This window comes from Vibrio sp. 10N.286.48.B8 (genome assembly GCF_003050085.1).
Classification (GTDB): domain Bacteria; phylum Pseudomonadota; class Gammaproteobacteria; order Enterobacterales; family Vibrionaceae; genus Vibrio; species Vibrio crassostreae.
Window position 1 is genome coordinate 13,502 of sequence record NZ_PIGD01000005.1, and the last position, 26,271, is coordinate 39,772.

Below are 26,271 nucleotides of genomic sequence, written 5' to 3' on the forward strand. Positions count from 1 at the left end.
AGCTCAGCTTTAATAGCACTATATTATAAGCCAATAAAAAAGGTGACCATGAGGTCACCTTTTTTGAATCTGGCATTTTTAATTACAGATCGGTAAATTACAGACCGGCAATCATGTGCTCGATAGCATCTTTGATTTCATCGTCTGAACAGTCCATACATGAACCTTTCGCTGGCATCGCATTGAAACCGTTGATTGCGTGGTCAGCTAGGATGTCGCGACCTTGAGCAATACGAGGGCCCCAATCTCCAGCATCACCTGTTTTAGGTGCGCCACTTACGCCAGATGCGTGACAAGCGATACAAAAGGTACCGTAAACTGCTGCGCCATCACGAGGGCCTGTTGGTTCTGCGGCTACTGGCTCGCTGCCGACTAGGTAAACTTGGCCAACTGGTTTGATGCGTTCAGCAATTGCATCTTGCTCCGCTTCGCTAAGGCCTGCAGCCATTGCGCCAGTTGAAAAGGTTAAAACTGCGATGACAACGCTTAAAATTCGACGAGACATATCCATTAAACTCACTTTACATTCCCAAGGTAAGTACATGCTTACCAATTTATAGTGTTGGAAGGGTGTTTTGGCTTTAACCAGCAAAGAGCAACTGTTAAACCAATGTAAATAATGGGTGATTATATCCCGATAAGTTGTTGCAATAAACAACAACTTATAAGCTGTGGCGGGTTGTAGTACTCAAATAAGGGGTTTATCACATATTAACTGTCGAAAAAGAGACCAAACAGAAAAAAAAGTTAAAAAAGTACTAGACGGCATTGGGTGATATACGTATTATTCCACTCCGCCGACAGGGCATGCGCCTGTAGCTCAGCTGGATAGAGCGTTGGCCTCCGGAGCCAAAGGCCGAAGGTTCGAATCCTTTCAGGCGCGCCATCCGGTCTCTTACTTCGGTAAGTGAGAAATTGGCACAAAAGAAATAATGGTGGCTATAGCTCAGTTGGTAGAGCCCTGGATTGTGATTCCGGTGGTCGCGAGTTCGAATCTCGTTAGCCACCCCATTCTTTCTTTATAAAATATCGGTAGCTTCGGCTTCCTGTGTTGATTCACTATCCCAAGAATCGATACAAAATTAGTCGGTGAATAGCGCAGCTTGGTAGCGCATCTGGTTTGGGACCAGAGGGTCGGGGGTTCGAATCCCTCTTCACCGACCACTATTTCAATAATCGCTTTTAAGCGGTTATATAAAAAATTAGTGGTGGCTATAGCTCAGTTGGTAGAGCCCTGGATTGTGATTCCGGTGGTCGCGAGTTCGAATCTCGTTAGCCACCCCATTAATTTTGGTAACTTCTTTGAAGTTCCCAGTTTGAGAAATCAAACGAAATGTCTCGGTGAATAGCGCAGCTTGGTAGCGCATCTGGTTTGGGACCAGAGGGTCGGGGGTTCGAATCCCTCTTCACCGACCACCTTAAGAAAGCTCATCAGAAATGATGAGCTTTTTTTCATCTGTAGATCACAGGTTGGAACCCAAGTGGGGTTCGCCTGATGTTCAAAGGATGTCTCTTCACTGACCGCCTTTATGAAAGCTCATCAGAAATGATGAGCTTTTTTTTCATCTGTAGATCACTAGATAGGAACCGAAATGGGTTCGCCTGATGTTCAAAGAATGTATCTTCACCGCTCACTTAAGAAGCATCATCAGAAATTATGGGCTTTGTTGCATATGTCGTGTCAGTATTCTTCAATTATTGCTTCTCACAGTGTTGAATTGGTCCAGTTCGACTCGCTCCTCTTTAATAAACTCCTTTTAGAAGCAAGAATCCCACCTTCGATCTCCTCGATTATTACGTCTGTATGGAGGTAGTTCATTTATCAAACGGAAAGATCTATATCTAATTTTATATAAAATAACCACTCAATAATTCGACAAATTAATAGGTCTGGTCTAGAGATTTTTGTGAAAAGTTGAATTTGGCCCTTAATCTGCTCACTAACCCATGTATTTGACAGCTTTCTACGCATTTGGTCGTTCAAAACTCCTCAGATTTATTAAGCCTTTCGTTTCTCTGGTTTGTATTTATCAAAAAAATACAAATGGTTAAATGTATGGTTACTTGGCGTGTATCTAGTTGTTTTATTTGTTTAAATTAACAAAGTTAGCGTTTGTTTCTATAGTGTTAATTGTTTTTTGGAATAATTATTTGTTTTTATTGAATGGTAGTGAGATCTGCTTTGAAGCACAGGTTTAACTCTACAAGTAAGCAGTGGTAAGGAGTTTGTGAGTATTTCTTGCCGATAATATAATGTTGATTTTTCTTACTATATGCTCTCTGGGTGAATAGTTATGTGGCACTTTTGCTTGCTAAGCGTTTAATGTCGACTTTTTATCCTATTTTTGTTGCTTTTCTGTGAATTATTTGCCAAATTGTCAACCGTATAAAATATCAGAACAATATTCTGGTAAGAATGGATTCAATTTTGCAGACAGGGCAGAAAGCTGCCAAAGCAGTAGAGGTCTGGTAATGTCACTTTTAGAAGTAAAAAATCTTCGTATCGAATACCCATCTCGTCATGGAGTTCACGCCGCAGTTAAATCGCTTTCGTTCAACATCGAACGTGGTGAGATCGTTGGTGTTGTAGGCGAGTCTGGTGCAGGTAAATCAACAGTAGGTAATGCTGTGATCGATTTGCTGAGCCCTCCCGGCCGCATTGCTAGCGGCGAGGTATTTCTGGATGGCGAAAAAGTCTCTGGCTTATCTCCTGAACAGATGCGTTCTGTTCGCGGCTCAAAGATTGGTTTTATCTTCCAAGATCCAATGACGTCTCTTAACCCTCTATTCACAGTAGAACAGCAGTTAAAAGAGACGATTCATGCCAACATGAAGGTTTCGGATCAAGAAGCCTACCAGCGTTCATTAGACTTGATGAACCAAGTGGGTATCCCACAACCTGAAAACCGTTTAAAGCAGTACCCACACCAGTTCTCTGGCGGTATGCGTCAGCGTGTGGTTATCGCGATCGCATTGGCTGGTGAACCTGACCTTATCATCGCAGATGAACCAACGACGGCACTGGATGTGTCTATTCAAGATCAAATCTTAGGTTTGATTCGCGATCTATGTATTAAGAAAAACGTAGGTTGTATGTTGGTCACGCACGACATGGGCGTGGTATCAAACGTTACCGACCGCGTAGCCGTTATGTATCGTGGTGACTTAGTTGAGTTTGGCCCGACGGCGAAAGTCCTTGGTACTCCTGAACACCCATACACACACAGTCTTATCTCAGCGGTTCCACGTTCAGACCGTAAACTTGATCGTTTCCCTCTTGTGAGCTACATCGAAGAAGCGCACGAGATGGAGCCTCTAGATGTGAAAAACCACTGGTTAGGCCAAAGCCAAGATCACCGCGATTACACTGGCCCATTGTTGAATGTTGAAAACGTGCACTTACGCTTTACCACCAAAGATTCTTTCTTTGAGAGTCGTCGTGAGTACGTTCAAGCATCAAACAACGTGAGCTTTGAAGTGCATGAAGGTGAGACGTTTGGCTTAGTAGGTGAATCAGGTTCAGGTAAATCAACGATTGCTCGTGTGATTGCTGGCTTGTACGCACCGAATTCAGGCAAGGTAACGTTTGAAGGCGTTGATCTTACTGGTCTTAAATCTGAAAAAGAACGTCGCCCTATGCGTCGTCAAATGCAGATGGTTTTCCAAAACCCTTACACATCAATGAACCCTCGAATGAAGATATTCGACATCATTGCTGAGCCTATCCGATTCCATAAGCTTACGCGCAACGAGAATGAAACTCGTCAGATCGTGAACGACCTGCTAGAGCACGTTGGTCTAGGCGTAATGGCCGGGGTTAAGTACCCGCACGAATTCTCAGGTGGTCAACGTCAGCGTATTTCTATCGCTCGCGCTTTGGCAACTCGCCCTCGTCTTTTGATTTGTGATGAACCTACCTCGGCACTGGATGTGTCGGTACAGGCTCAGATCCTTAACCTACTAAAAGACTTACAAGACGAGCTAAACCTAACCATGCTGTTCATCAGTCACGATTTACCGGTTATTCGCCAAATGTGTGATCGTGTTGGTGTGATGCAAATGGGAGAACTATTGGAAGTCGCGCCAACTGAGCAGCTATTCCAATCGCCTCAGCATGAATACAGCAAACACCTAATTTCTTTAATGCCTGAATTTACAGGTTTAAGAGAAGAAAAAGCAGTGGCACAAGCCGCGGTATAAAAATTAGCAGGCTGGAGTTTAGCTTGCTAACAACAATAAACAGACGCAAATACAACAACTAGGGATCTGGATTCCCGCATGAAGGAGTTATGCAATGAAAACCATGAAAAGCAAATTAGCAGTAGCTTTAATGGCAGCTGGCCTAAGCTTTAGTGCAGCAGCAGCAGATATTACCGTTGGCTACGCAGCTGACCCAGTATCACTTGACCCGCACGAGCAGCTGTCTGGTGGCACACTGCAAATGTCTCACATGGTGTTTGACCCTCTAGTACGTTTCACAAAAGAGATGGATTTTGAAGGCCGCCTAGCATCTAGCTGGGAGCGTGTTGATGAAACGACTTTCCGTTTCAACCTACGTAAAGGTGTGAAATTCCACTCTGGTAACGAACTGACTGCTGATGATGTTGTGTGGACTTTTGAACGTCTACAAGCTTCTCCAGACTTTAAGTCTATCTTCACGCCATACGAAAAAATGGTAAAAGTGGATGACTACACAGTTGAGCTAGTATCAAAAGCGGCTTACCCACTAGTACTACAAACAGCAACTTACATCTTCCCAATGGACAGCAAGTTCTACTCTGGCCAAACAGCGGAAGGTAAAGACAAGTCTGAGCTAGTTAAGCACGGTAACTCGTTTGCTTCGACTAACGTTTCAGGTACTGGTCCTTTCATCGTAACGCAGCGTGAGCAAGGCGTTAAAGTAACGTTCGAACGTTTCAACGATTACTGGGATACAGAAACTGAAGGTAACGTAGACAAGCTAACACTTGTGCCAATCAAAGAAGACGCGACACGTGTTGCAGCACTTCTTTCTGGCGACGTTGATATGATTCACCCAGTAGCACCAAACGATCACAAGCGTGTTAAAAACGCTAAGAACATCGATCTAGTAACGCTACCTGGTACTCGTATCATCACGTTCCAAATGAACCAAAACAGCAACGAAGCTCTTAAAGATGTTCGCGTTCGTCAGGCGATTGTTCACGCAATCAACAACGAAGGTATCGTTAAGAAGATCATGAAAGGCTTCGCAACAGCTGCTGGTCAGCAAAGCCCAACAGGCTACGCGGGTCACAACGAAGACCTAGTTCCTCGTTACGATCTGAAAAAAGCGAAAGAGTTGATGAAAGAAGCGGGCTACGAAGATGGCTTTACGCTAACTATGATGGCTCCAAACAACCGTTACGTGAACGATGCGAAAGTAGCGCAAGCGTCTGCGGCAATGCTGTCTAAGATTGGTATCAAAGTTGATCTTAAGACTATGCCTAAAGCACAGTACTGGCCTGAGTTTGACCTATGTTCAGCAGACATGATGATGATCGGCTGGCACTCAGATACTGAAGATTCAGCTAACTTCAACGAGTTCCTAACTATGACTCGTAACGAAGAGACTGGTCGTGGTCAATACAACTGTTCTGGTTACTCAAACCCAGAAATGGATGCGATTGTAGAAGCTTCTAACACTGAAACTGACCCAGTTAAGCGTGCTGAAATGCTGAAAGGCGTTGAAGCAACACTGTACAACGACGCAGCATTTGTACCGCTACACTGGCAAAGTGAAGCGTGGGGCGCGAAGTCTAACGTAGGTGCAGCAGACGTAGTAAACCCAATGGTTATGCCTTACTTCGGCGACCTAGTTGTAAAATAATCTAGCTTGCTAGAATCGAGAGCCTGAAGCTTTTCAGGCTCTCAAATTATTAAGAAATAGATTTAAGTTTCGGTATTTGGTCTTCCTTCAGTCTGGCTAAATACCTTTTTTAAGACTGAATTTTGTTATCTAGTCGCGGATTTCGATTAGATAGTCATGGATAGATAAGGGGCAAGGAATGGTTACGTTTCTGGTCAAGCGCCTGTTTCAGGCACTGATAGTGATGTTTGTGATCAGTTTGGTGGCGTTTGCCATTCAGGATAACCTGGGCGACCCGTTGCGTGAGTTAGTCGGTCAATCTGTTTCAGAATCGGAGCGTCAAGCGCTGCGTGATGAACTCGGCTTAAATGATCCCTTCATTACAAAATACACTCGCTTTGTGGGCGCAGCTCTACAAGGTGATCTTGGTACTTCATATTTCTTTAAACGCCCAGCTGTGGACGTAATCTTAGATAAACTAGTCGCAACGCTTGAACTTGTGTTTGGCGCTTCTCTGATCATTGTTTGTCTGTCGATTCCACTTGGCGTTTATTCTGCAATACACCCAAAAAGCTTCTTCACTAAACTGGTGATGGCGGGCAGTAGTATCGGCATTTCTGTGCCTGTTTTCTTAACCGCAATCATGTTGATGTATGTATTCTCTATTGAATTAGGTTGGCTGCCGTCGTTTGGACGTGGTGAGACCGCAAACTGGTTTGGTTGGGAGTCTGGCTTCTTAACGATAGATGGCCTTGCGCACTTAGTGCTGCCGAGTATTGCTCTAGCATCTATCATGCTGCCGCTATTCATTCGTCTAGTACGTTCTGAAATGCTAGAGGTTCTTAGCTCTGAATACATCAAGTTTGGTAAAGCAAAAGGCCTAGCGCTGAACAAGATTTACTACCAACACGCTTTGAAAAACACAATGCTGCCAGTATTAACGGTAGGTGGTGTTCAAATCGGTACTATGGTGGCTTACACCATTCTTACTGAAACTGTATTCCAGTGGCCAGGCACCGGCTTCCTATTCCTTGAAGCGATTAACCGAGTGGATACACCACTGATTACCGCATACGTTATCTTCGTAGGTCTTATCTTCGTAGTAACGAACACCATTGTTGACTTGCTATACGGCATCATTAACCCAACAGTGAACATTACAGGGAAAGGAGCATAATCATGGAACAAACAACAACAGCTCCATCTCGTTGGGAGCGATTCAAGCAGTCAGATATTCTGTACTACTTCTTACGCGACAAAGTGGCAATGGTCAGCTTTGCCATCTTTGCAGCCTTCTTAGTGATGGCACTCGCGGCACCGATTTTAGCGCCAACAGACCCGTATGACGTGACGTCTATCGACATCATGGATTCAGAGTTGCCACCATCTTGGATGGAAGACGGCGAAGAACGTTTCTTACTGGGCACTGATGAGCAAGGTCGTGACATCCTATCGACCATGCTTTACGGCTCTCGTCTTTCATTGACGATTGGTTTCTTGGCGGTTGGCCTTCAGCTGACTCTAGGTATCATCATTGGTCTGTCTGCGGGTTACTTCGGTGGTCGTATCGATAGCTTCCTGATGCGTTTTGCCGATGTTCAGCTTTCGTTTTCAACCATGATGGTAGCGATCATTGTCTCGGCTATCTTTAAGGCGAGTTTCGGTAGTGACTTCTACGCGCAATATGCCGTTGTTATGCTGGTGGTGATCATCGGTATTGCTGAATGGCCGCAGTATGCTCGTACGATTCGTGCATCGGTATTGGCAGAGAAGAAGAAAGAGTACGTAGAAGCGGCTCGTGTGATGGGCTTCCGAGCACCTCGCATCATGTTCCGTCATATTCTACCTAACTGTTTATCACCGATTTTGGTTATCTCTACGGTACAGGTGGCAAATGCCATCATGTCAGAGGCGGCACTTTCTTTCCTAGGTTTAGGTCTTCCGGTAGACCAACCGTCACTCGGTGCCCTGATCAGTACTGGTTTTAACTACATTTTCTCAGGAGCATGGTGGATCACGGCATTCCCAGGTGTGCTTTTGGTAACATTAGTTCTAGTTATTAACCTATTAGGCGACTGGTTACGTGACGTGTTTAACCCTAAAATTTATAAAGGGTGATAGCGCGGTTTGATTTTTAGAAAAAAAAGTCACTAAACTAAGAGCCGTAAGCAATTACGGCTCTTTTTTTGCTTAATGGATCTGGAACTTAGTATCATTGATACTGTCAATAATACTTAAAATGGAATTCATGTTTTATCGACATCGATTCGGTAATAATTAACCCGTAAGGGTTTAAGTGGTGGTTATGAAATTGACAATGAATGCTGTATGTCGTGCTGTGATGAGAAATTATCGTATGGGGCTTATCGCTGCATCCCTTTTGGTATCGAGCCAAGTTAGTGCAGAATCGGTTCTATGTGATGCTACTCAGGCAAGCACCAATCAATTACCACAGCTAGAGCAGTCATGTCCGATTGGTAAAGGAGTTTGGGGTAGCAAGGCACCTAAACGTCATTCAGATAACGAACTGTTCTGGGTTCAATGTGGCCTGCTGAACAAGCCTTTGTCACTGAGCCGTGCAAAACCTCTATATGAAAAGATCTCGACTAATGTTTGGATGAAGCCTGAAGGTGGTGACTACCGTTGCTTAATCGGCCCTTACTCGACCTTTTCTGATGCAAGGAAAGACCTAGCTCAAGTACGTAAGGTTCCTGGTTACGGTGAAGCCTTTATTCGTATGGTCGATAAGTCGAAAACTTCATCACGACCTATCGTTGCAAAAACGGCAGAACCAAAAACGGTGAAGTCTAAGGCTCCTGTAAAACCAAAAGTAGAAGCTAAACCTGTATCGAAACCTGTGGCTGCCAAGCAAGCGGCTGTGGTGACGAGCGCTGCTGCTATTCAGACGCTACCAAGTGGTAACGCGAGATCAGATAATGATCTAGAGATCGAGATTCGCGTGAAAGCAGACGTAGCGGGTAGCCAATATGCGATACCTTACCTTCTAGATCATCAACAACAGTTCTACATGGAGCAAGGTAAGCCTTGGAGTCGCCTAGATTACGCCAGTGCTGAGTTAGTGTGTCAGCAGGTCAACATGAAGCTGATGACTGAAAAACAATGGCAGAGCATCTTAGGTTCGAAGGTAATGGAGAAACAGAACTGGCCAATGCACCTACCTTACTGGGGCGCAGATAAGAAAGGTCTGTTTACCAACGGTAACGTAAACCAATTGAAAGGCTCTTCATTGCTTAACGTGATGTGTGTGAAGTAACTCCGACATGCAGTAATACCAAACAAGCCTCAGCCATCGCTGGGGCTTTGTTGTTTTTACATCTTTCTTTTTCAATGTTGGTCTAAGTTCTTGATGTCTACTTCTTCAAAACGAATTTGATTAAATATCGTTAAAAGTTGTTCAAATAGAGTCGTTGATGCGTAGTAAACCATAACTCAGCAATAAGGTGATTGAGATTATGAGTTTGAAAAAACGATTAGAAGACGTGGCTCCGCGCTTCGAAGCGGGTGGTAAGTACGAAAAGCTTTACCCAGTGTATGAGGCTTTTGCGACCATCTTTTACACGCCCGGCAATGTAAACCGCGGCATAACCCATGTTCGAGACAGCATAGACCTCAAACGCATCATGATTCTGGTGTGGCTAGCAACTTTTCCCGCAATGTTTTGGGGTATGTACAACGTAGGTCAGCAAGCCGTTATGGGGTTAGCGGCTACCTATTCCGGTGCCGAGCTTGCTTCTATCATCGATAGTAGTTGGCGCTTATCGTGGGCGTTTGGTGATGCACAGACCTTAGTAGCAAGCGGCTGGGGAAGCCAGATGTTCTTGGGGGCGCTCTACTTCTTACCTGTTTATGCCACGGTATTTGTGGTCGGGGGCTTCTGGGAAGTTTTATTTGCCGTTGTGCGAAAACACGAGGTGAATGAAGGATTTTTCGTAAGCTCGGTACTGTTTGCACTTATTCTTCCACCAACCATCCCGCTGTGGCAAGCCGCTTTGGGTATCACCTTTGGTATTGTTGTTGCCAAGGAGTTGTTCGGTGGTACAGGACGAAACTTCCTCAACCCTGCACTGGCGGGGCGAGCGTTTCTTTACTTTGCTTATCCTGCCAATATGTCCGGAGGCTTGGTATGGGTTGCCGCTGACGGCTATTCAGGAGCGACACCGCTCAGCCAATGGTATGAAGGCGGTAGTTCGTCACTCATCAACAACATGACAGGTAAGGCGATCACTTGGATGGATGCCTTCATCGGTAATATTCCGGGCTCAATGGGCGAAGTGTCTTCACTGCTGATTATGCTGACCGGTGTGATTTTGATTGTGATGAAGATAGCTTCTTGGCGCATTGTAGCTGGGGTGATTGTCGGTCTTGTGGTGACGTCGAGCTTGATGAACTGGATTGGCTCAGAGACTAACTCGATGTTCTCGATGCCGTTCTACTGGCACTTCGTGTTGGGTGGTGTTGCATTTGGTACCTTCTTTATGGCAACGGATCCGGTTTCCGCGGCGTTCACTAATCAGAGTAAGTGGGCTTACGGGATCTTGATTGGTGTAATGACGGTCGGTATTCGCGTGCTCAATCCTGCTTATCCAGAGGGCATTATGCTCGCTATCTTGTTTGCTAACCTGTTTGCTCCGCTGTTCGACTTTGTCGTGAAAGAGCAAAACATTAAACGCAGACAAAAACGCACTGCACGATAATAAATATGACCCAAAAGAAAAAGGCTTGCATTAGTGCAAGCCTTTCTATTTTTATCACGACTGATTTGAAGTTGATTTAACTCCACTTCAAATCAATCTCGAACAGTTGTGTGCTACCACAGTGTTCACCACACATTTCGTCATAAGCACTGTTATGAATTAGAGTTGCCGACGCCACACCTTGATCACTAAAGTGGTCACGTGCTTGATTGACACTCAAAAATTTCATTGGGTGCTGGTGGTCGTCTTTAATTAACTGCTTTTGCTCACCAACGATTTGGTAAGCCAAGTAAATCCCGCCTTCAAATGATTCAATTAGTAGATTCATCACAAACTCCATTTTTCTAGTTAGGTGGATATTGGTGTTACGTCGAATCGAGAACCAAGGTTCAAAGCGGGCATAAAAAAAGCAGTCCCAAGGACTGCTTTTTAAAAGTATCAACTAAAGGTGTTGATTAACGCATAGTTACGAATTCTTCGCTGCCCGTTGGGTGAATCGCCACAACAGAGTCGAAATCTGCTTTGGTTGCGCCCATCTTCATTGCAACGCCGAAGCCTTGAATCATTTCGTCAACAGTGAAACCGATGCCGTGTAGGCCAACTACAGTCTCTTCTTCGCCAGCACATACTAGCTTCATCTTACAAGGTTGACGGTGCTTGGTTACTGCTGTGTACATCGCAGTGAAGCCAGATGTGTAAACCTTGATGTTGTCTTTGCCGTACTGCTCTTCAGCTTCTTGAGTCGTTAAACCGATCGTGCCGATAGGTGGGTGGCTGAATACAACAGTAGGAACTAGCTTGTAGTCCATCTTCGCGTTGGTTTGACCGTTGAATAGACGCTCAGAAAGCTGACGACCTGCTTTAACTGCTACAGGTGTTAGCTCGATACCGCCTTCCATAATGTCACCAACACAGTAGATGCCAGGAACGTTGGTTGCTTGGAACTCGTCTACTTTGATGTAGCCACGGTCGTTGGTTGCAACGCCCGTTGATGCTAGGTTGATAGCGTCAGTGGCTGGGTGACGGCCGATAGCCCAAATTAGGTGGTCAACGTTTTGAGTGTTGCCGTTCTCTAGATGCAGAGTCAGCGTGCCATCTGCTTCTTTCACTACTTCTTTAGGAACTGAGTGCGTGTGAAGTGTTGGGCCTTCCGCTTCCATCACTTCAACCAGTGTCTCAACGATCATTGGGTCGAAGCTACGAAGTGGCGACTCTTTACGGCAGAACAGGTGTGTTTCTGTGCCAAGTGCGCTTAGTACGCCTGCGATTTCTACTGCGATGTAGCCTGCGCCGATTACAGCAACACGTTTAGGTTGCTCCATCAGATCGAAGAAACCGTTTGAGTCGATACCGTGCTCTGCGCCAGGGATGTTTGGAATGGTTGGACGACCACCCACTGCGATCAGGATGTGATCCGCTGTGTAGTGTTCACCGTTAACTTCAACGGTTTTTTCATCTACAAACTTAGCAAAACCTTTGATTACGTTTATTTTGTTGTTACCAAGAACGCGATCGTAAGATTGGTGGATACGACCAATGTACGCTTGACGGTTTTCAACCAGTTTGCCCCAGTTGAAGCCTTTTACGTCAACGTCGAAGCCGTAGTCTTTTGAATATAGGTTGATTGCTTCAGCAACTTGAGCACCGTGCCACATAACCTTTTTAGGAACACAACCAACGTTTACACAAGTACCACCAAGGTCTTGAGCTTCGATAAGTGCAACTTTTGCACCGTGCATTGCTGCGCGGTTAGCTGATGCGATGCCGCCTGAACCGCCGCCGATACAGATGTAATCAAAATGAGTCGCCATTACTTTCTCCATTTATTGAAGGTTGTGGGTACAGTGAGCGCACTGAACACCTACGTCCTATAGATTCTTAAATTGTCTAATTATTATATTGAGGGCAGATTGGTTGAACTCAATCTCCCTGTTTAAAATTTATTCGTGTATGTCACAGTCTATTGAAGATTCTTCAAACTATGCCATCGAGTTTGAGATTACTCGGGTACGATCCACTCTACTTTGAAGTGACCGGTCGCCGGCGCAATTGCTTCCTTCAAGAATGGAAGAATTTCATTCATTTGGCTTTCTAGCTTCCAAGGTGGGTTGATAACAATCATGCCTGATGCCGTCATACCACGCTCGTTGGTGTCTGGTGATACGCCAAGTTCGATTTGTAGAATTTTGTTGATGCCTAAGCCTTCAAGTCCTTCGATCATATCTTCGATATCACAGCGATTTACCACTGGGTACCAAATTGCGTAGATACCGGTTGCCCAGCGCTTATGGCTTTGAGCAATCGCAGTCACAACATCACGATACTCTTTTGCCAGCTCGTAAGGTGGGTCGATAAGAACCAAACCACGACGTTCTTTAGGTGGCAGGCTGCCTTTTAAGCGTTGGAAGCCATCTTCTTTATAGATAGACACCTGACGATCGCGGTGGAACTCTTGCTCAAGCAGAGGGTGATCGGCTGGGTGAAGCTCAGTTAATACCATGCGGTCTTGATCACGCAGGTGTGCACGCGCAACACGTGGTGAACCTGGATAGAAACGCAGTTTTTCGCCATTGTTGAGTGCAGAGATAGACTCAAGGTAGCTTTGAATGTCTTCAGGATGATCTTGTTGACCCGCTTCACTTGCAGACCATAGACGTGCAATACCTTGCTTGTATTCGCCCGTTTTTTCAGACCATTCATGCGTTAAGTCGTAACGACCTACACCAGAGTGAGTGTCATGGTAAACAAAAGGCTTATCCTTTTGTTTCAAAGAATTAAGAATAAGGCTCTGTACGATATGCTTTACTACGTCGGCATGGTTGCCCGCGTGGAAGCTGTGGCGATAACTTAACAAATTAAACTCTCGTAACACTCTCGAATTAGAGTGTGGTTAGTGTAGGTGGGGTTAGTTTGACTATTATAACCCCCAATGGACCATAAATTCTCGAACAATTCAGGAACAGTCGCTAGCAATATGCAGTTAGTTATTGGTTCTACTATTGAAATTTGCCTTGTTGGGCACTATCTAATAACTATTCGCAGGTGATTTTTTAGGGCGACCCTGAGCCTGATGACTGTAAGACGACCTCATTACAAAAAAGACGAAAGTCTCTAAAGCCAAAGGAATGTTTATATGTCTAATCCGCTATTAACCTTCACGGACTTACCTCCGTTTTCACAGATCAAACCTGAGCACGTTAAGCCAGCGGTTGAGCAAGTGATTGAAGAGTGTCGCAACAAGATAGAACAAGTACTTGAAGGTAATACTTCACCAAGCTGGGACAACCTCGTTGCTCCAATTGATGAAGTGGATGATCGTTTAGGCCGTATTTGGTCACCTGTAAGCCATATGAATTCTGTGATGAACAGCGACGAACTGCGTGACGCTTATGAGAGCTGCCTGCCTGTTCTTTCTGAGTACGGCACATGGGTCGGCCAACACAAAGGTTTGTTCGAAGCGTATAAAGCGATCAAGGCGAGCGAAGCATTCTCTGCATTAAACCAAGCTCAACAAAAAACCATTACCGACGCACTGCGTGATTTTGAATTATCAGGCATTGGCTTACCCGCGGACGAACAGCATCGCTACGGTGAGATCAGCAAGCGCCAGTCTGAGCTAGGTTCTCAATTCTCAAATAACGTGCTTGATGCAACCATGGGTTGGAGCAAGCAGATCACAGACGTCGCTGAACTGGCCGGTATGCCTGAATCAGCACTGGCGGCAGCACAAGCCGCGGCAGAAGCTAAAGAGCAGGAAGGTTACCTACTGACTCTAGATATCCCATCATACCTACCGGTGATGACGTACTGTGATAACCAAGAACTACGTAAAGAGCTGTACGAAGCTTACGTAACTCGCGCTTCAGATCGCGGTCCAAATGCTGGCAAGTGGGACAACACTGAGATCATCACAGAGCAACTTAAGCTGCGTCACGAGATCGCACGCATGCTTGGCTTTAGCACCTATAGCGAAAAATCTTTGTCGACTAAGATGGCAGAAACGCCAGACCAAGTACTTGGTTTCCTTAACGACCTAGCAGTAAAAGCCAAACCGCAAGGTGAGCGCGAAGTAGAAGAGCTACGTCAGTTTGCTGAGAAAGAGTTTGGTGTTTCTGAGCTAAACCTGTGGGACATCGCTTACTACAGCGAGAAACAAAAGCAGAACTTGTTCGAGATCTCTGATGAAGAGCTTCGTCCATATTTCCCTGAGTCGAACGCGGTTTCTGGTTTGTTCGAAGTACTCAACCGTGTGTTTGGTATGTCGGTAACAGAGCGTGAAGGCGTGGATACATGGCATGATTCAGTGCGCTTCTTCGACATCTTTGATGCGACAGGCACATTGCGCGGTAGCTTCTACCTAGATCTATACGCACGTGAACACAAACGTGGCGGCGCTTGGATGGATGACTGTCGCGGTCGTCGCATTACTCAATCTGGCGAGCTACAAACGCCTGTTGCTTACCTAACGTGTAACTTCAACAAGCCAGTCGGTGATAAGCCTGCGCTATTTACTCACGATGAAGTGGTGACCTTATTCCACGAATTCGGCCACGGTATTCACCATATGTTAACGCAAGTTGATGCGGGTGCTGTGTCAGGTATCAATGGCGTGCCTTGGGACGCGGTTGAATTACCAAGTCAGTTCCTCGAAAACTGGTGTTGGGAAGAGGAGGCGCTGTCGTTCATCTCTGGTCACTTCGAAACCGGTGAAGCGTTACCGAAAGAGATGCTAGAAAAGATGCTAGCGGCGAAGAACTTCCAGTCAGCGATGTTTATCCTGCGTCAGCTAGAGCTTGGCCTGTTCGATTTCACGCTACACACTGAATACGATCCAGAAGTCGGTGCTCGCGTACTAGAAACACTAGCCGACGTGAAATCTAAGGTATCGGTACTGCCAAGTCTTGATTGGAACCGCTTCTCGCACAGCTTTGGTCACATCTTTGCTGGTGGCTACAGTGCAGGTTACTACAGCTACCTGTGGGCAGAAGTATTGTCTGCAGATGCGTTCTCGGCATTTGAAGAAGAGGGTATCTTCAATACTGAAACCGGTAATCGCTTCTTGAACAACATTCTTGAGATGGGTGGCAGTGAAGAGCCAATGGAGCTGTTCAAACGCTTCCGTGGTCGTGAGCCACAAATCGACGCGATGCTGCGTCATGCGGGTATTAGCGCTTAATATTGTGCTGATAAGAATGTAAAAAGAGCCTCCTTGTGAGGCTCTTTTTGTATCTATTTATCAAATGATTATGGGTTAACGTTGCGGTTGATAGGGTTCTGTAATGAAATCAGAGTCTCTGTCGACTGAACTTCATCGATTGCTTGCAGCTTATCGATCAATACAAACTGCAGCTCTTCAATCGACTTACACATCAGCTTTACAAAGATATTGTAAGCTCCAGTGGTGTAGTACGCCTCAACCACTTCATCTAAAGCATTCAGCTTGGCGATCGCTGAGTGGTAATCTTTAGCTGCATTGAGGTTGATACCAATAAAGCAACACACGTCGTACCCCAGTTTTTTGGTGTTTACCACAACCTCGGTACGCTCAATAATGTCGGCCGATCTCATCTTTTCGATACGAACGTGAATCGTCGCAGGGCTGACATCGAACTGCTTTGCCATTTCAGCATAAGGAGTACGTGCATCTTCCATCAAGGTTTTGAGGATGGCACGGTCTAGATCATCGAGACGAGCTGTGGTTGTGGACATGCATAATCCTTAGATTGAATGAAAAACATACCGGCCTGAGTACACATCATAGCCAAGGGTGATAATATTAGCAGTAACTATAGGGTTAGGGTGAATTCAGTGCGATTTTCGTTATTTTTTATTGTGATGTGTTGGAGTGTGTTTGCTTCAGCTCAGGCAAAGGATGTATTGGTGATCCACTCTTACCACCAAGGCTTTTTCTGGACAGATGATTTCCATAAAGGATTATCAGATGAGCTCGATCGTGACGGGCTGTCTTACCGTGTGGTTTATCTCGATAGTAAACGCACTCAAAACCCAGAATACCTAGAGCGCGTGTATCAGCTTTATCATACCAAGCTACTGCATGAAGAATTTGCAGCGATTGTCGTTAGTGATAATAACGCGCTCAACTTAATGAAGCGCCTTGCGCCCGATCTCAAAGATACGCCAGTCATCTTTGGTGGCATCAACAACTTCTCCCCTGAAATGATCGAAGGTTTGAACGCGACGGGCATCACCGAAGATATCGACTTAGTTGGCAATATTGAGTTGGTTAAGCGTCTTCAAGCGACCGTAAAGAAAATCTATATTGTTACTGATCACTCGGTCACGGGTGAGGCGATTCGCTCTCAAATCGATTTGTTCATCAAAAACCATCCCGATATTTCTGATCTCGTTGAGCACTATGTGCCGGATTCCTACCAAGAGTTAATGGCCTTTTCTCAACGTGTTGACCTAGGAAAAAGCTTGCTGTTTTGGGCGTATTACCGCGATGCACAAGGCAGAGTGAGTAGTGATGAAGATTGGCGACAACTGAATATCAAGACCCAAATTCCATTGTACATGGTGCACGATCTAGGGCTAGGTTTTGGTGCGATTGGTGGTGTGATTCAAAGCGGAGAAACGCAAGGCCGAGACACCGGGCGCGTATTGTTGAGTGTACTGAAAAACCCCAAGGCACCATTGCCATTGGTGGTTGCTGGCGCGCCAGAAATCAAACTTGACTACCAACAGATCTCAAGATGGGATTTGGGTGCCGAGAATGAAGCCTCGGTGACCTTCCTCAACAAGCCAAAGTCATTTTTAGTACGCTACCGCGATGAAATTCGCACCGTAGGTTTGCTGTTTTTGGTTATGTCGTGTGTCATCGCGACATTGGTGTATTACCTCAATCGCCTAAAGAAAAGTGAACGTGCCAGCCGACAAAGCCAGCTGCTGCTTGAGTCGATATTCGACCAAAGCCTGCAGTTTATGGGGATCATTGATAAGGGCGGTGTGTTGTTGTCGAGTAACAGCAAGCTACATGAGCTGCTTTATAACCAAGGCTATAAACTGGGAACACCTCTGCAGCAACATCAACATTGGGAAGATTCTGCACGAGAAGTGCTAAGTGAATATTTCATCACTAAAAGTGAACACCCAGCCTTACGATTTGAAGCTGAGGTGTGGTGTCGTGATCGTGGTGCGATGGTGTTGGATATTTCATTGAAGCCGATGCCAGGCAATGAGAAGGAAGACACTCAGTTCCTGTTTGAAGCGCGTGACGTGACCTCTCGTAAGCTGGCTGAGAATAAACTGTTCCAGCGCGAAGCGAACCTCAAGTTATATTACGACAAACAACCGGTGATGATGATTACCCTCGATGGCAATAACCGCATCCAACAAGTGAACCAGTTTGCGGAGCAGCTACTAGGTTACCCGCTAGATCAACTATTAGGGCACCGCCCTCGAGAGTTCTATGTCGATGAGAACGCGATGATTCCACGTCATATTTTGCTGCAACCACAACATAAGATTCGTGGGGTATGGCGTCGTGATATCGAATATCGCCATGCCGACGGCAGCAAGATCTGGATTCGAGAAAATATTCGCCCGCTAGTGGAGTCTGATCAGCTGTTGATTGTGGGTGAAGACATCACTGAAACGCACGAGCTCTCTGAAAAGTTAGAGTATCAAGCTCGTTATGATCTGCTGACTGATACCTTCAACCGTAACCATTTTGAGCAAGAGCTGCAAAAAGCGCTCAAAGAGGTTGAGAGTCACATGCGAACTCATGCAATGTTGTTCTTAGACTTGGATCAGTTGAAGGTCCTGAACGACACCGCAGGGCATGAAGCGGGTGATGCCGCAATCATGTTTAGCGCCAATTTGCTGGAAGATGTACTGCCTTATAATGCGGTGTTAGCGCGAATGGGCGGTGACGAGTTTGCAGTATTAATGAAAGACTGTACTGAGCGAGATGCGGTGAATGTGTGTCGCAGTATTATCTCGATGATGAGCGAGAATCCGTTCTTGTGGGATGATATTCGACTCAACCTGACCTGCTCTATTGGCATTCGATTGATTGACCATACTGCGGCTTCACCGCAGATGGTGCATGCTCAGGCGGATGCGGCTTGTCATGCGGCTAAAGAAGAAGGCCGTAACCGTTATAACCTTTACCATCAAGATGATGAAGACCTGCGTCGTCGTCACTTAGAGATGGAGTGCGTCAACTTAGTGCATGAGGCTTTGGCGAATGACCGCTTAGAGTTGTTTGCTCAGCGCATTCTTGGTCTAGATGAAAATAGTGAAAAAATGCATTTTGAGATCTTGGTACGTATCAAGAATATCAAAGGTGAGTACATCTCTCCGGGGATCTTCATGCCAGCCTCTGAGCGCTACAACATCGCGCATTTGATTGACCGCCAAGTGGTGGGTCAAACCTTGAGTTGGTTGGAACAACGACCAGATATCATTGATGAGTTGGGGATGTGTTCAATTAACCTTTCCGGTCACTCGATGGGTAACCGTGAGTTTGTCGAGTTCTTGATAGATAGTCTGAGTGATTCATCGATACCGTGTCATAAGATTTGTTTAGAGATCACCGAAACGGCTGCGATGAGTAACATGAAGCAGGCGATCAAATTCTTCACTCGAATCAAAGAGCTCGGCTGCATGATTGCACTGGATGACTTTGGCTCAGGGCTATCGTCGTTTGGTTATCTGAAAAAACTGCCGGTCGATATTGTGAAGATCGATGGCTTGTTTGTACGTGATATTGATGTCAATGAGATGGACCATGTGATGGTTCGCTCGATCAATGATTTAGCTAAGCAGATGGGTAAACATACCGTGGCTGAGTTCGTTGAAAATACTCAAATCATAGATAAGTTGATCGAGCTTGGTGTGAACTACGCTCAGGGCTACATCATAGGGCGACCTAAGCCACTGGCGGAGCTCGTTGAAGAGTTAAGGCAAGAGCGCGAGATAGAACAATTGGTTTAGGTAAGCCGACTTTAGCTGTGAATACTTTTCACCGCTAATATGTATTGTTGAGGCAATCAGGTAAACTGGTTGCCTCTTTTGTTTTGAATACTACTGTCTGTTGGAGACGACCTTGCAACTACAACTGATTTGCGAAGATGCTACCCAAATCGATCATTTGAATGACTTAGCGACCCGCTGGAACTTATCTCATGATGAAAGCAGTGATTTTGCTTTGGTACTGACTAGTGAGCGACTTGAGCTACGTAAAGTCGATGAGCCTAAGCTTGGCGCTATCTTTGTTGATTTAGTGGGAGGCGCTGTCGGTCACCGACGTAAGTTTGGTGGTGGTAAAGGTCAGGCGATTGCCAAAGCCGCTGGTTTAAACAAAGGCGCAACGCCAACTATCCTCGATGGCACTGCGGGCTTAGGGCGCGATGCGTTTGTGTTGGCTTCTCTAGGTTGTAACGTACAAATGGTCGAGCGTCACCCCGTTGTGGCAGCACTGCTTGATGATGGCTTGCAGCGAGCGCAACAAGACCCAGACATCGGTGGTTGGGTCAGCGAACGTATGAAGTTGATTCACGCTTCGAGTCACGATACGCTAGATAAACTTAGTAACGATCCTGATTTCGAACAACCAGACGTGGTGTATCTAGACCCAATGTACCCACACCCAGAGAACAAAAAGAAATCGGCTCTAGTCAAAAAAGAGATGCGCGTATTCCAATCTTTGGTGGGTGCCGATCTGGATGCTGATGGTCTATTTGAGCCGGCGATGAAATTGGCATCGAAGCGCGTTGTGGTTAAAAGACCGGATTACGCAGCTTGGTTAGACGAGCAAAAACCGAGCATGGCGATCGAAACCAAAAAGAACCGCTTTGACGTCTATGTGAAAGCATCAATGACTTAATTGATGCATCAATAACTTAGATACACGCTAAGAAAATTTCCCGTCATAAATACGATAAATTGCCATTTAACACTTGCGATAGTCGCGTTACGGATGTATATCTAACTAAGAATCATTATTATTCTTAGCTGGAGTTGTAGCATGGCTAAACGCTTTTGTAAGTTAAACCGTCGAGATATCACTGAACACTTGGGCGAGATCCACAGCTTGGTGACTGAACCTAAGTTTGTGTGTCGTTCTTGTGCGCGTTCTTCGGCGGATCAAGCGAATCTATGCAAACCAACCGCAATTCCACCTCTTGGTTGTCAAAACAAACCCGTTGAAGAGAAAGTCGCATGCGGCCTGTTAGCGGAAACATTACCTGCACCAGAGCTATCGCTTGCAGAAATCAACGAAACAATTGAGCCAAGCGTACAAATGTTCGATCCAACCGCAATTGATATTGTTCCTGAGCTTGCAAAAAAAGAAGCAGCACAGAAAAAAGCCAAGCTGAAAAAACTGATGGCGAAGGCGAGTGGTGATGAGAAAGCTGAACTCAAACAAGCGAAGAAAGCAGCTAAGAAACAAGAGAAGTACAACAAAAAGCTCGCGAAGATGATTAAGAAACAGCAAAAGCTGTTTAAGAAAAGCCAGAAACTGGAAAGTGACCTTGAACGCATCAACCTACAACTTGATGATGTCGCCTTCACTGAAACCAAGACTCAGGTAGTGAGCCATAATCACATTCACTGAAGTTGATTCGAATGGTTTATTGCTACAGCGATGATTTAAAAAGAGCGACTTAGGTCGCTCTTTTGCTTTTTGGGGTTACCTGAGCTAACTCATGCAGCTCATTTCAATCCCTTAGGCATTGCTTGCGGATCTTGCTACGCGCTTCTTCACCCAGGTCTCATTGACGAACAAAGAGAATAAGATAACAGCGCCACCAATAGACAAGCGAACTAAATCGACATCTCTGTTCCAAATCAGGATATTCACCACTAGGCCAGCAGGAACCAATGCATTGTTCATTACCGCCAGTGCACCGGCATTCACCATGCATGCACCTTTATTCCACATAAAGTAACCCAGCCCCGAAGCAATCAAGCCAAGGTAGATCAGGATTCCCCATTGAAGTGTGGTGGTGGGTAGTTTCTCTGGATTGCCCAGTAGCATGAAAGCAACCGAAGCGACACATAGCGCCCCTAAGTAGAAGTAACCAAATATGGTTCGCTGAGGTAACTCGGTCGATTCCTTCTCCATCACAACTTTGTAGCCCACCTGACCGATAGCAAAGCACAGGTTCGCGCCTTGCACGACGAGGAAGCCAACTAAAAAGTTTTCGTTGATGCCTGCGAATTTAATGAATACCGCGCCTAATACCGCAATTGCCGCAGTCACTAGGTACCACGGAGAGAATTGCCCTTTGAGAAAGTCATAAATTAGCGTGACGTAAATTGGCGTGAAAACGGTAAACAAAAGGACTTCAGGAACAGATAGCAGTAAGAAAGACTGATAGTAGAAGCAGTACATCAGGCCAAGCTGGATACCACCAATTGTCATCAATTTAGCGATCAGCTTACGTGATACGCCGCGAAACTTTAGGAAAGGAAGAAATACGACGCCAGCAAGGGCAACACGCATTAAAACAGAGAACCAAGAATCAACCTGACCCGCAAGGTAAACGCCGATCAGGCTAAAGGAGAAGGCCCATAGGAGGGTAACACCAGCTAAATAGCTCATAGTAAAACTTCGTTAATAAGATATGAGCTGTATGTTACCTAACCTTAAATCATTAGTCTTCTGAATCTCTTAGAGGCACGACCAGCATATCAACCGGAGAGGCGTTGATCAGTTGTCGTGTTGAAGAAAGCAGTTTGCTCCAAAAGTCTTGATGGTGACCGCAAACCACGAGATCAACATTGAACTCGTTGATGGTGTCACACAGCTCATGACTCAAATCGCCACTACCCACCAGGGTATGGGTGATCGGGTATTGAGCGTGTTCCGCAAAATTTTGCAGCTGAATACGAGATGCTTCCATCGCGTTATGTTGCGTTTCGGCCATGTTGATATCAATCAGGCCAGTGTAGAGTTCCGCGTAGTTAATATCGATATGGATAAAAGAGACCTTGGCTTCCAATGGCTTTGCCAATGCTACCGCTTTATCCACAATTAATTTGCTGTCTTCTGATAAATCGACCGCGACCAAAATATGTTTGTAACTCATATCGCTACCTCCTTTATTCATTGTCTGTTTAAAGATTAGCACTATGCGATGGCTTTTTTTGCTGAAGTGATCTCATATCCACTGTCTTGCGTAATGACAGCTCGAAATATTGGTTAACTAATGGCCTGCGAGATATTCATTAAATAGTGATATAGTAGAGAAAATTGAGGATGTAATTAGGAGTCTTAAATGCTGTCAAAAACTATGGTTGAGCAACTGAATGATCAAATTAACCTAGAATTTTTCTCATCCAATCTATACTTACAAATGAGTGCTTGGTGTGAAGACAAAGGATTTGAAGGTGCAGCAGAGTTTCTGCGTGTTCATGCAGTAGAAGAAATGGAACATATGCAGCGTCTTTTCACTTACGTAAGCGAAACAGGTGCAATGCCAATTCTGGGTGCAATTGAAGCACCAAAACACGAATTCGAAAGCCTTGGCGCAGTGTTCCGTGAAACTTATGAACATGAGCAGATGATTACTGAAAAGATCAACAAACTGGCTCACGTTGCTTTCAGCACACAAGACTACTCAACCTTTAACTTCCTGCAATGGTACGTTGCAGAGCAACACGAAGAAGAGAAGTTGTTTAAAGGTGTATTGGATAAGCTAGAACTTGTTGGTGAAGACGGTAAGGCACTGTTCTTTATAGATAAAGACCTAGCGCAATTGGCAAAAGATGGTTCATCTTCAATTATGGAAGCTCCTGCCGTTTAGGTAGTACGAGAAAGACACTGATTATCTTTTTCTTTTGAGTTTTCTTATGAAGATGTAGGGAGGAAAGGATGATCAGCGGCGACACTATTCTATTTGCACTAATGGTTGTGACTTGCGTGAACTGGGCGCGTTATTTTACTGCGCTAAGAACACTCATTTATATTATGCGAGAAGCGCATCCTCTACTTTATCAACAAGTAGACGGAGGCGGTTTTTTCACAACTCATGGCAATATGACCAAACAGGTTCGCCTGTTCAGTTACATCAAAAGCAAAGAGTATCACCATCATCATGACGAAGTTTTTACTTCGAAGTGCGATCGTGTAAGGCAGTTATTCATACTCTCTTCCGCTCTGCTAGGTGTAACCTTGCTGTCTTCTTTCATCGTCTAAGTTTTTTAGTACATATGAAGTAGAGCTTAGGTTTTGGTGTGAAGCTTTGGTTGTTGGTTCGCTAAGCCAAGTAGTGGTTTTGCTGCTGTCTGCAAATTGTACAATTGAACATCAATTGCAAAGTTTAAAATTGCCGCTAAAATAGCGAGCAATTAGTAAGGATGTGCTGTTTATGCACATCCTTTTTTATTGATGGCATTTCGAGAACAGGGCGTACTCGGGCTGCAAAAGTGAAGAAAAGCAGAACCACATGAGTGAAAAATTTGATGTAATCGTAATTGGTGCGGGCGCCGCGGGCTTAATGTGTGCTGCGGAAGCTGGTAAACGCGGCCGACGAGTGCTGGTGGTTGATCATGCAAAGAAACCAGGCAGAAAAATTTTAATCTCAGGTGGCGGCCGTTGTAACTTCACTAACTATGATGTTTCAGCCAACAACTTCCTGTGTAACAACCCTCACTTTGTGAAGTCAGCTTTATCTCAATACACCAACTGGGATTTTATCTCGATGGTGAGCAAGTACGGTATAGAGTTCGAAGAGCGAGACCACGGCCAGTTGTTCTGTGTGAATGACCACACCGCAAAAGACATCGTGAGCATGTTGCTTGAAGAGTGTAAGCTGGCGAAAGTTGAACAGCGCTACCGTTGTGACGTTCACTCCATCGAAAAGACCGATTCTGGCTTCAAGATGCATCTCAATACCGACCAAGTTGAGTGTGACTCACTGGTGGTAGCGACCGGTGGTTTGTCGATGCCTAAGCTGGGCGCAACGCCATTTGGTTACAAGATTGCAGAGCAATTTGGTTTGTCTGTGATGCCAACTACCGCAGGCTTGGTGCCATTCACTCTGCATAAAGAAGATAAAGAAGCTTTCGCAGAGCTTTCTGGTATCGCAATTCCTGCCGAGATCACCGCGCAAGACGGAACCTTGTTCAAAGAAGCATTGTTGTTTACTCACCGCGGCCTATCGGGTCCTTCAGTACTGCAAATTTCTTCGTTCTGGAAAGCGGGTCAGTCGGTTTCGATTAATCTAGTACCTGAAGTCGATGTAGCTGAGTTGCTGGCTAACTCTCGCGAGAAGCACCCAAATCAGAGCCTGAAAAATACCTTGGCGAAAGCACTACCGAAGCGTTTTGTGGAAGTGTTGATTGATCGTAAAGAGCTGGAAGACAAGCCGCTCAAGCAGTTCAATGAAAAACAGCTGAATGACATCGTAGAGCACTTAGAAAATTGGAAAATCGCGCCAAACGGTACCGAAGGCTACCGAACGGCCGAAGTAACTCTAGGCGGCGTGGACACCAATCACCTATCTTCAAAAACTATGGAATGTAAGAGCGTCTCTGGCCTCTACTTCATCGGTGAAGTGATGGACGTAACGGGCTGGCTTGGAGGTTATAACTTCCAATGGTGCTGGAGTTCTGGCTTTGCTGCAGGCCAGTGGGTTTAAGCTTACCCATAGATTTAAAATTACATAAAAATGGCGAGTCATACGACTCGCCATTTTTGTATCTAACATTGTGCTCTAGCTCTAGATTCGGCTTTATAGATAGCTTTTCGTTCTCAATCGAATCTTTTAGCGCTTATTTACGCAGCTTTGTTTTTTGAAAATTTGATCTGTTGAACCACTAAACCAGCAATGATCAGTACCAAGCCAAACAGTGTCGCTGGGTGAATTTCTTCGCCGATAATCGTGGAAAGTAGCATCAACGAGATAAATGGTGATGCGAAAATCAGGTTGCTGATACGAGCTGTGTTGTTGGTTAGCTTGAGTGCTGATAACCACAATACAAAGGTAATTCCCATCTCGAATAGGCCAACGTAAGTCACCGCCATCCAGCCCTTCGCCGTGATTTGGCTAAAGCTTTCGCCCTCAAAAATGGTTAAACCGATCGCGAATGGCAATGCCACTAAGAAACCAAGCAGTACACCCACCACAGGATCTGCCTTGTTTTTGGTGTTGAGAATCCAGTATCCCGCCCAAAGCAAAGTTGAAAGCAGCGCTAGCGCCACACCGAGTGGGCTATCGAACTGCATTCCTAACACGTCGCCTTTGGTCGCAATAACTACCACACCCGCATAGCTGAAGGTACACGCAATCCAATCTTGTTTACGAATCTTTTGCCCTAGAAAAACCGCTGCCATTAAGGTTAGCGTGATCGCCCAGCTGTAGTTGATGGCTTGAGCTTGTGAAGCGGGAAGCAGGTCGTATGCTTTGAATAGAATCAGGTAATAGGCCAATGGGTTGACCAAGCCGAGCAGTAAGTAATACCAAGGGTTTGAAAGGAACGTAGTACTCAGCTGAGAAAGCTTGCCCTGAAAGGCGCAGACTGCGATCAGCGCAATCGACGACACAATGCTAGCGATAGTCAGCATTTGAATAGGTGAAAACTCAGCAAGGGTCAGCTTAAAGGCAGTAGCGACCGTTGACCACAGCAGTACTGCGGAAAGGCCAAAGCCTAAGGCACGACGTTCGTTCATGGCAACTCATTTTAATTTGATGGGACAGAATACGGAGCGCCTAGTCTATCTGTCGAATTTTAATACGGCAAACTGGACATTTATCC

21 protein-coding genes and 5 tRNA genes are annotated in these 26,271 nt (G+C 45.4%); 18 read left to right on the plus strand and 8 right to left on the minus strand.

All coding sequences use genetic code 11. From position 1 onward, the window contains the following. Nucleotides 1–97 precede the first annotated feature (97 nt). Nucleotides 98–511 carry a cytochrome c5 family protein gene (locus tag CWO08_RS07625; RefSeq protein ID WP_017069626.1) on the minus strand — a complete coding sequence of 138 codons (414 nt, stop codon included), beginning with the start codon at nucleotides 509–511 and terminating at the stop codon, nucleotides 98–100. A 298-nt stretch (nucleotides 512–809) separates the two neighbouring features. On the opposite strand from CWO08_RS07625, the gene CWO08_RS07630 reads away from it, so the two are divergent. The 11 genes from CWO08_RS07630 to CWO08_RS07685 all read left to right on the plus strand — a co-directional run bounded on the left by CWO08_RS07630 (nucleotide 810) and on the right by CWO08_RS07685 (nucleotide 10,542). Further along, nucleotides 810–886, plus strand: a tRNA-Arg gene (locus CWO08_RS07630). Nucleotides 887–935: 49 nt separating this feature from the next. Then, nucleotides 936–1,011, plus strand: a tRNA-His gene (locus tag CWO08_RS07635). A 76-nt stretch (nucleotides 1,012–1,087) separates the two neighbouring features. Further along, nucleotides 1,088–1,164: transfer RNA gene (locus tag CWO08_RS07640), tRNA-Pro, on the plus strand. A gap of 44 nt (nucleotides 1,165–1,208) precedes the next feature. Next, nucleotides 1,209–1,284 (plus strand) — tRNA-His (locus CWO08_RS07645). Between the two features lie 55 nt (nucleotides 1,285–1,339). After that, nucleotides 1,340–1,416 (plus strand) — tRNA-Pro (locus CWO08_RS07650). 1,056 nt (nucleotides 1,417–2,472) lie between these two features. After that, nucleotides 2,473–4,200, plus strand: a complete 1,728-nt coding sequence (locus CWO08_RS07655; RefSeq protein WP_019826573.1) for an ABC transporter ATP-binding protein — start codon at nucleotides 2,473–2,475, stop codon at nucleotides 4,198–4,200. Nucleotides 4,201–4,294: 94 nt separating this feature from the next. Beyond that, nucleotides 4,295–5,848 (plus strand): ABC transporter substrate-binding protein, encoded by a 1,554-nt coding sequence (locus tag CWO08_RS07660; protein ID WP_050633914.1) that lies wholly within the window; start codon nucleotides 4,295–4,297, stop codon nucleotides 5,846–5,848. 178 nt (nucleotides 5,849–6,026) lie between these two features. Beyond that, nucleotides 6,027–7,004 carry an ABC transporter permease gene (locus CWO08_RS07665; protein ID WP_008218600.1) on the plus strand — a complete coding sequence of 326 codons (978 nt, stop codon included), beginning with the start codon at nucleotides 6,027–6,029 and terminating at the stop codon, nucleotides 7,002–7,004. 2 nt (nucleotides 7,005–7,006) lie between these two features. Further along, nucleotides 7,007–7,945, plus strand: coding sequence for an ABC transporter permease (locus tag CWO08_RS07670; protein ID WP_017060135.1), 939 nt, complete (start codon nucleotides 7,007–7,009; stop codon nucleotides 7,943–7,945). Between the two features lie 187 nt (nucleotides 7,946–8,132). Beyond that, the gene (locus CWO08_RS07675; protein ID WP_102432227.1) at nucleotides 8,133–9,101 is read left to right on the plus strand and encodes an SPOR domain-containing protein; all 969 of its coding nucleotides are present in this window, start codon (nucleotides 8,133–8,135) and stop codon (nucleotides 9,099–9,101) included. A 199-nt stretch (nucleotides 9,102–9,300) separates the two neighbouring features. Continuing rightward, the gene (locus CWO08_RS07685) at nucleotides 9,301–10,542 is read left to right on the plus strand and encodes an NADH:ubiquinone reductase (Na(+)-transporting) subunit B (protein ID WP_108020192.1); all 1,242 of its coding nucleotides are present in this window, start codon (nucleotides 9,301–9,303) and stop codon (nucleotides 10,540–10,542) included. Nucleotides 10,543–10,618: 76 nt separating this feature from the next. Here the strand turns inward: CWO08_RS07685 and CWO08_RS07690 are convergent, their stop codons facing one another. The 3 genes from CWO08_RS07690 to CWO08_RS07700 all read right to left on the minus strand — a co-directional run bounded on the left by CWO08_RS07690 (nucleotide 10,619) and on the right by CWO08_RS07700 (nucleotide 13,396). After that, the gene (locus CWO08_RS07690; RefSeq protein WP_375071281.1) at nucleotides 10,619–10,882 is read right to left on the minus strand and encodes a DUF6482 family protein; all 264 of its coding nucleotides are present in this window, start codon (nucleotides 10,880–10,882) and stop codon (nucleotides 10,619–10,621) included. Between the two features lie 115 nt (nucleotides 10,883–10,997). Further along, nucleotides 10,998–12,353 (minus strand): glutathione-disulfide reductase, encoded by a 1,356-nt coding sequence (gorA, locus tag CWO08_RS07695; RefSeq protein ID WP_108020194.1) that lies wholly within the window; start codon nucleotides 12,351–12,353, stop codon nucleotides 10,998–11,000. A 188-nt stretch (nucleotides 12,354–12,541) separates the two neighbouring features. Further along, on the minus strand, nucleotides 12,542–13,396 hold the full coding sequence (locus CWO08_RS07700; RefSeq protein WP_102440921.1) for a 23S rRNA (adenine(2030)-N(6))-methyltransferase RlmJ: 855 nt from the start codon (nucleotides 13,394–13,396) through the stop codon (nucleotides 12,542–12,544). A 279-nt stretch (nucleotides 13,397–13,675) separates the two neighbouring features. Here CWO08_RS07700 and prlC point away from each other — a divergent pair, with 279 nt between their 5' ends. Further along, on the plus strand, nucleotides 13,676–15,718 hold the full coding sequence (gene prlC, locus CWO08_RS07705) for an oligopeptidase A (RefSeq protein WP_108020195.1): 2,043 nt from the start codon (nucleotides 13,676–13,678) through the stop codon (nucleotides 15,716–15,718). 68 nt (nucleotides 15,719–15,786) lie between these two features. On the opposite strand, the gene asnC is transcribed toward prlC, so the two are convergent. Then, on the minus strand, nucleotides 15,787–16,251 hold the full coding sequence (gene asnC, locus CWO08_RS07710) for a transcriptional regulator AsnC (RefSeq protein ID WP_008218581.1): 465 nt from the start codon (nucleotides 16,249–16,251) through the stop codon (nucleotides 15,787–15,789). 126 nt (nucleotides 16,252–16,377) lie between these two features. Between asnC and CWO08_RS07715 the strand changes: the two genes are divergently transcribed. From CWO08_RS07715 to CWO08_RS07725, 3 genes are all read left to right on the plus strand, one after another. Then, the gene (locus CWO08_RS07715) at nucleotides 16,378–19,500 is read left to right on the plus strand and encodes an EAL domain-containing protein (protein WP_108020196.1); all 3,123 of its coding nucleotides are present in this window, start codon (nucleotides 16,378–16,380) and stop codon (nucleotides 19,498–19,500) included. A gap of 112 nt (nucleotides 19,501–19,612) precedes the next feature. Continuing rightward, nucleotides 19,613–20,392, plus strand: a complete 780-nt coding sequence (locus CWO08_RS07720; RefSeq protein WP_108020197.1) for a class I SAM-dependent methyltransferase — start codon at nucleotides 19,613–19,615, stop codon at nucleotides 20,390–20,392. A gap of 141 nt (nucleotides 20,393–20,533) precedes the next feature. Then, nucleotides 20,534–21,124, plus strand: a complete 591-nt coding sequence (locus CWO08_RS07725) for a hypothetical protein (RefSeq protein WP_108020198.1) — start codon at nucleotides 20,534–20,536, stop codon at nucleotides 21,122–21,124. A gap of 111 nt (nucleotides 21,125–21,235) precedes the next feature. On the opposite strand, the gene CWO08_RS07730 is transcribed toward CWO08_RS07725, so the two are convergent. Beyond that, complete coding sequence (locus tag CWO08_RS07730; protein WP_102479131.1) at nucleotides 21,236–22,114, minus strand: carboxylate/amino acid/amine transporter; 879 nt, start codon at nucleotides 22,112–22,114, stop codon at nucleotides 21,236–21,238. Nucleotides 22,115–22,166: 52 nt separating this feature from the next. Beyond that, a complete protein-coding gene (gene uspA, locus CWO08_RS07735; RefSeq protein ID WP_017060149.1) occupies nucleotides 22,167–22,601 on the minus strand; it encodes a universal stress protein UspA in 435 nt (144 codons plus the stop codon). Between the two features lie 189 nt (nucleotides 22,602–22,790). Here uspA and ftnA point away from each other — a divergent pair, with 189 nt between their 5' ends. The 3 genes from ftnA (at nucleotide 22,791) to CWO08_RS07750 (ending at nucleotide 25,154) form a co-directional block, all read left to right on the plus strand. After that, nucleotides 22,791–23,318, plus strand: coding sequence for a non-heme ferritin (gene ftnA / locus CWO08_RS07740; protein WP_017066029.1), 528 nt, complete (start codon nucleotides 22,791–22,793; stop codon nucleotides 23,316–23,318). A gap of 68 nt (nucleotides 23,319–23,386) precedes the next feature. Continuing rightward, on the plus strand, nucleotides 23,387–23,710 hold the full coding sequence (gene uspB / locus CWO08_RS07745) for a universal stress protein UspB (RefSeq protein ID WP_009848060.1): 324 nt from the start codon (nucleotides 23,387–23,389) through the stop codon (nucleotides 23,708–23,710). A 250-nt stretch (nucleotides 23,711–23,960) separates the two neighbouring features. After that, nucleotides 23,961–25,154: an NAD(P)/FAD-dependent oxidoreductase gene (locus tag CWO08_RS07750; RefSeq protein WP_107899037.1), complete on the plus strand. Its 1,194-nt coding sequence runs from the start codon at nucleotides 23,961–23,963 to the stop codon at nucleotides 25,152–25,154. Nucleotides 25,155–25,291: 137 nt separating this feature from the next. On the opposite strand, the gene CWO08_RS07755 is transcribed toward CWO08_RS07750, so the two are convergent. Further along, nucleotides 25,292–26,185 (minus strand): DMT family transporter, encoded by an 894-nt coding sequence (locus CWO08_RS07755; protein ID WP_107899036.1) that lies wholly within the window; start codon nucleotides 26,183–26,185, stop codon nucleotides 25,292–25,294. Nucleotides 26,186–26,271: the final 86 nt, after the last annotated feature.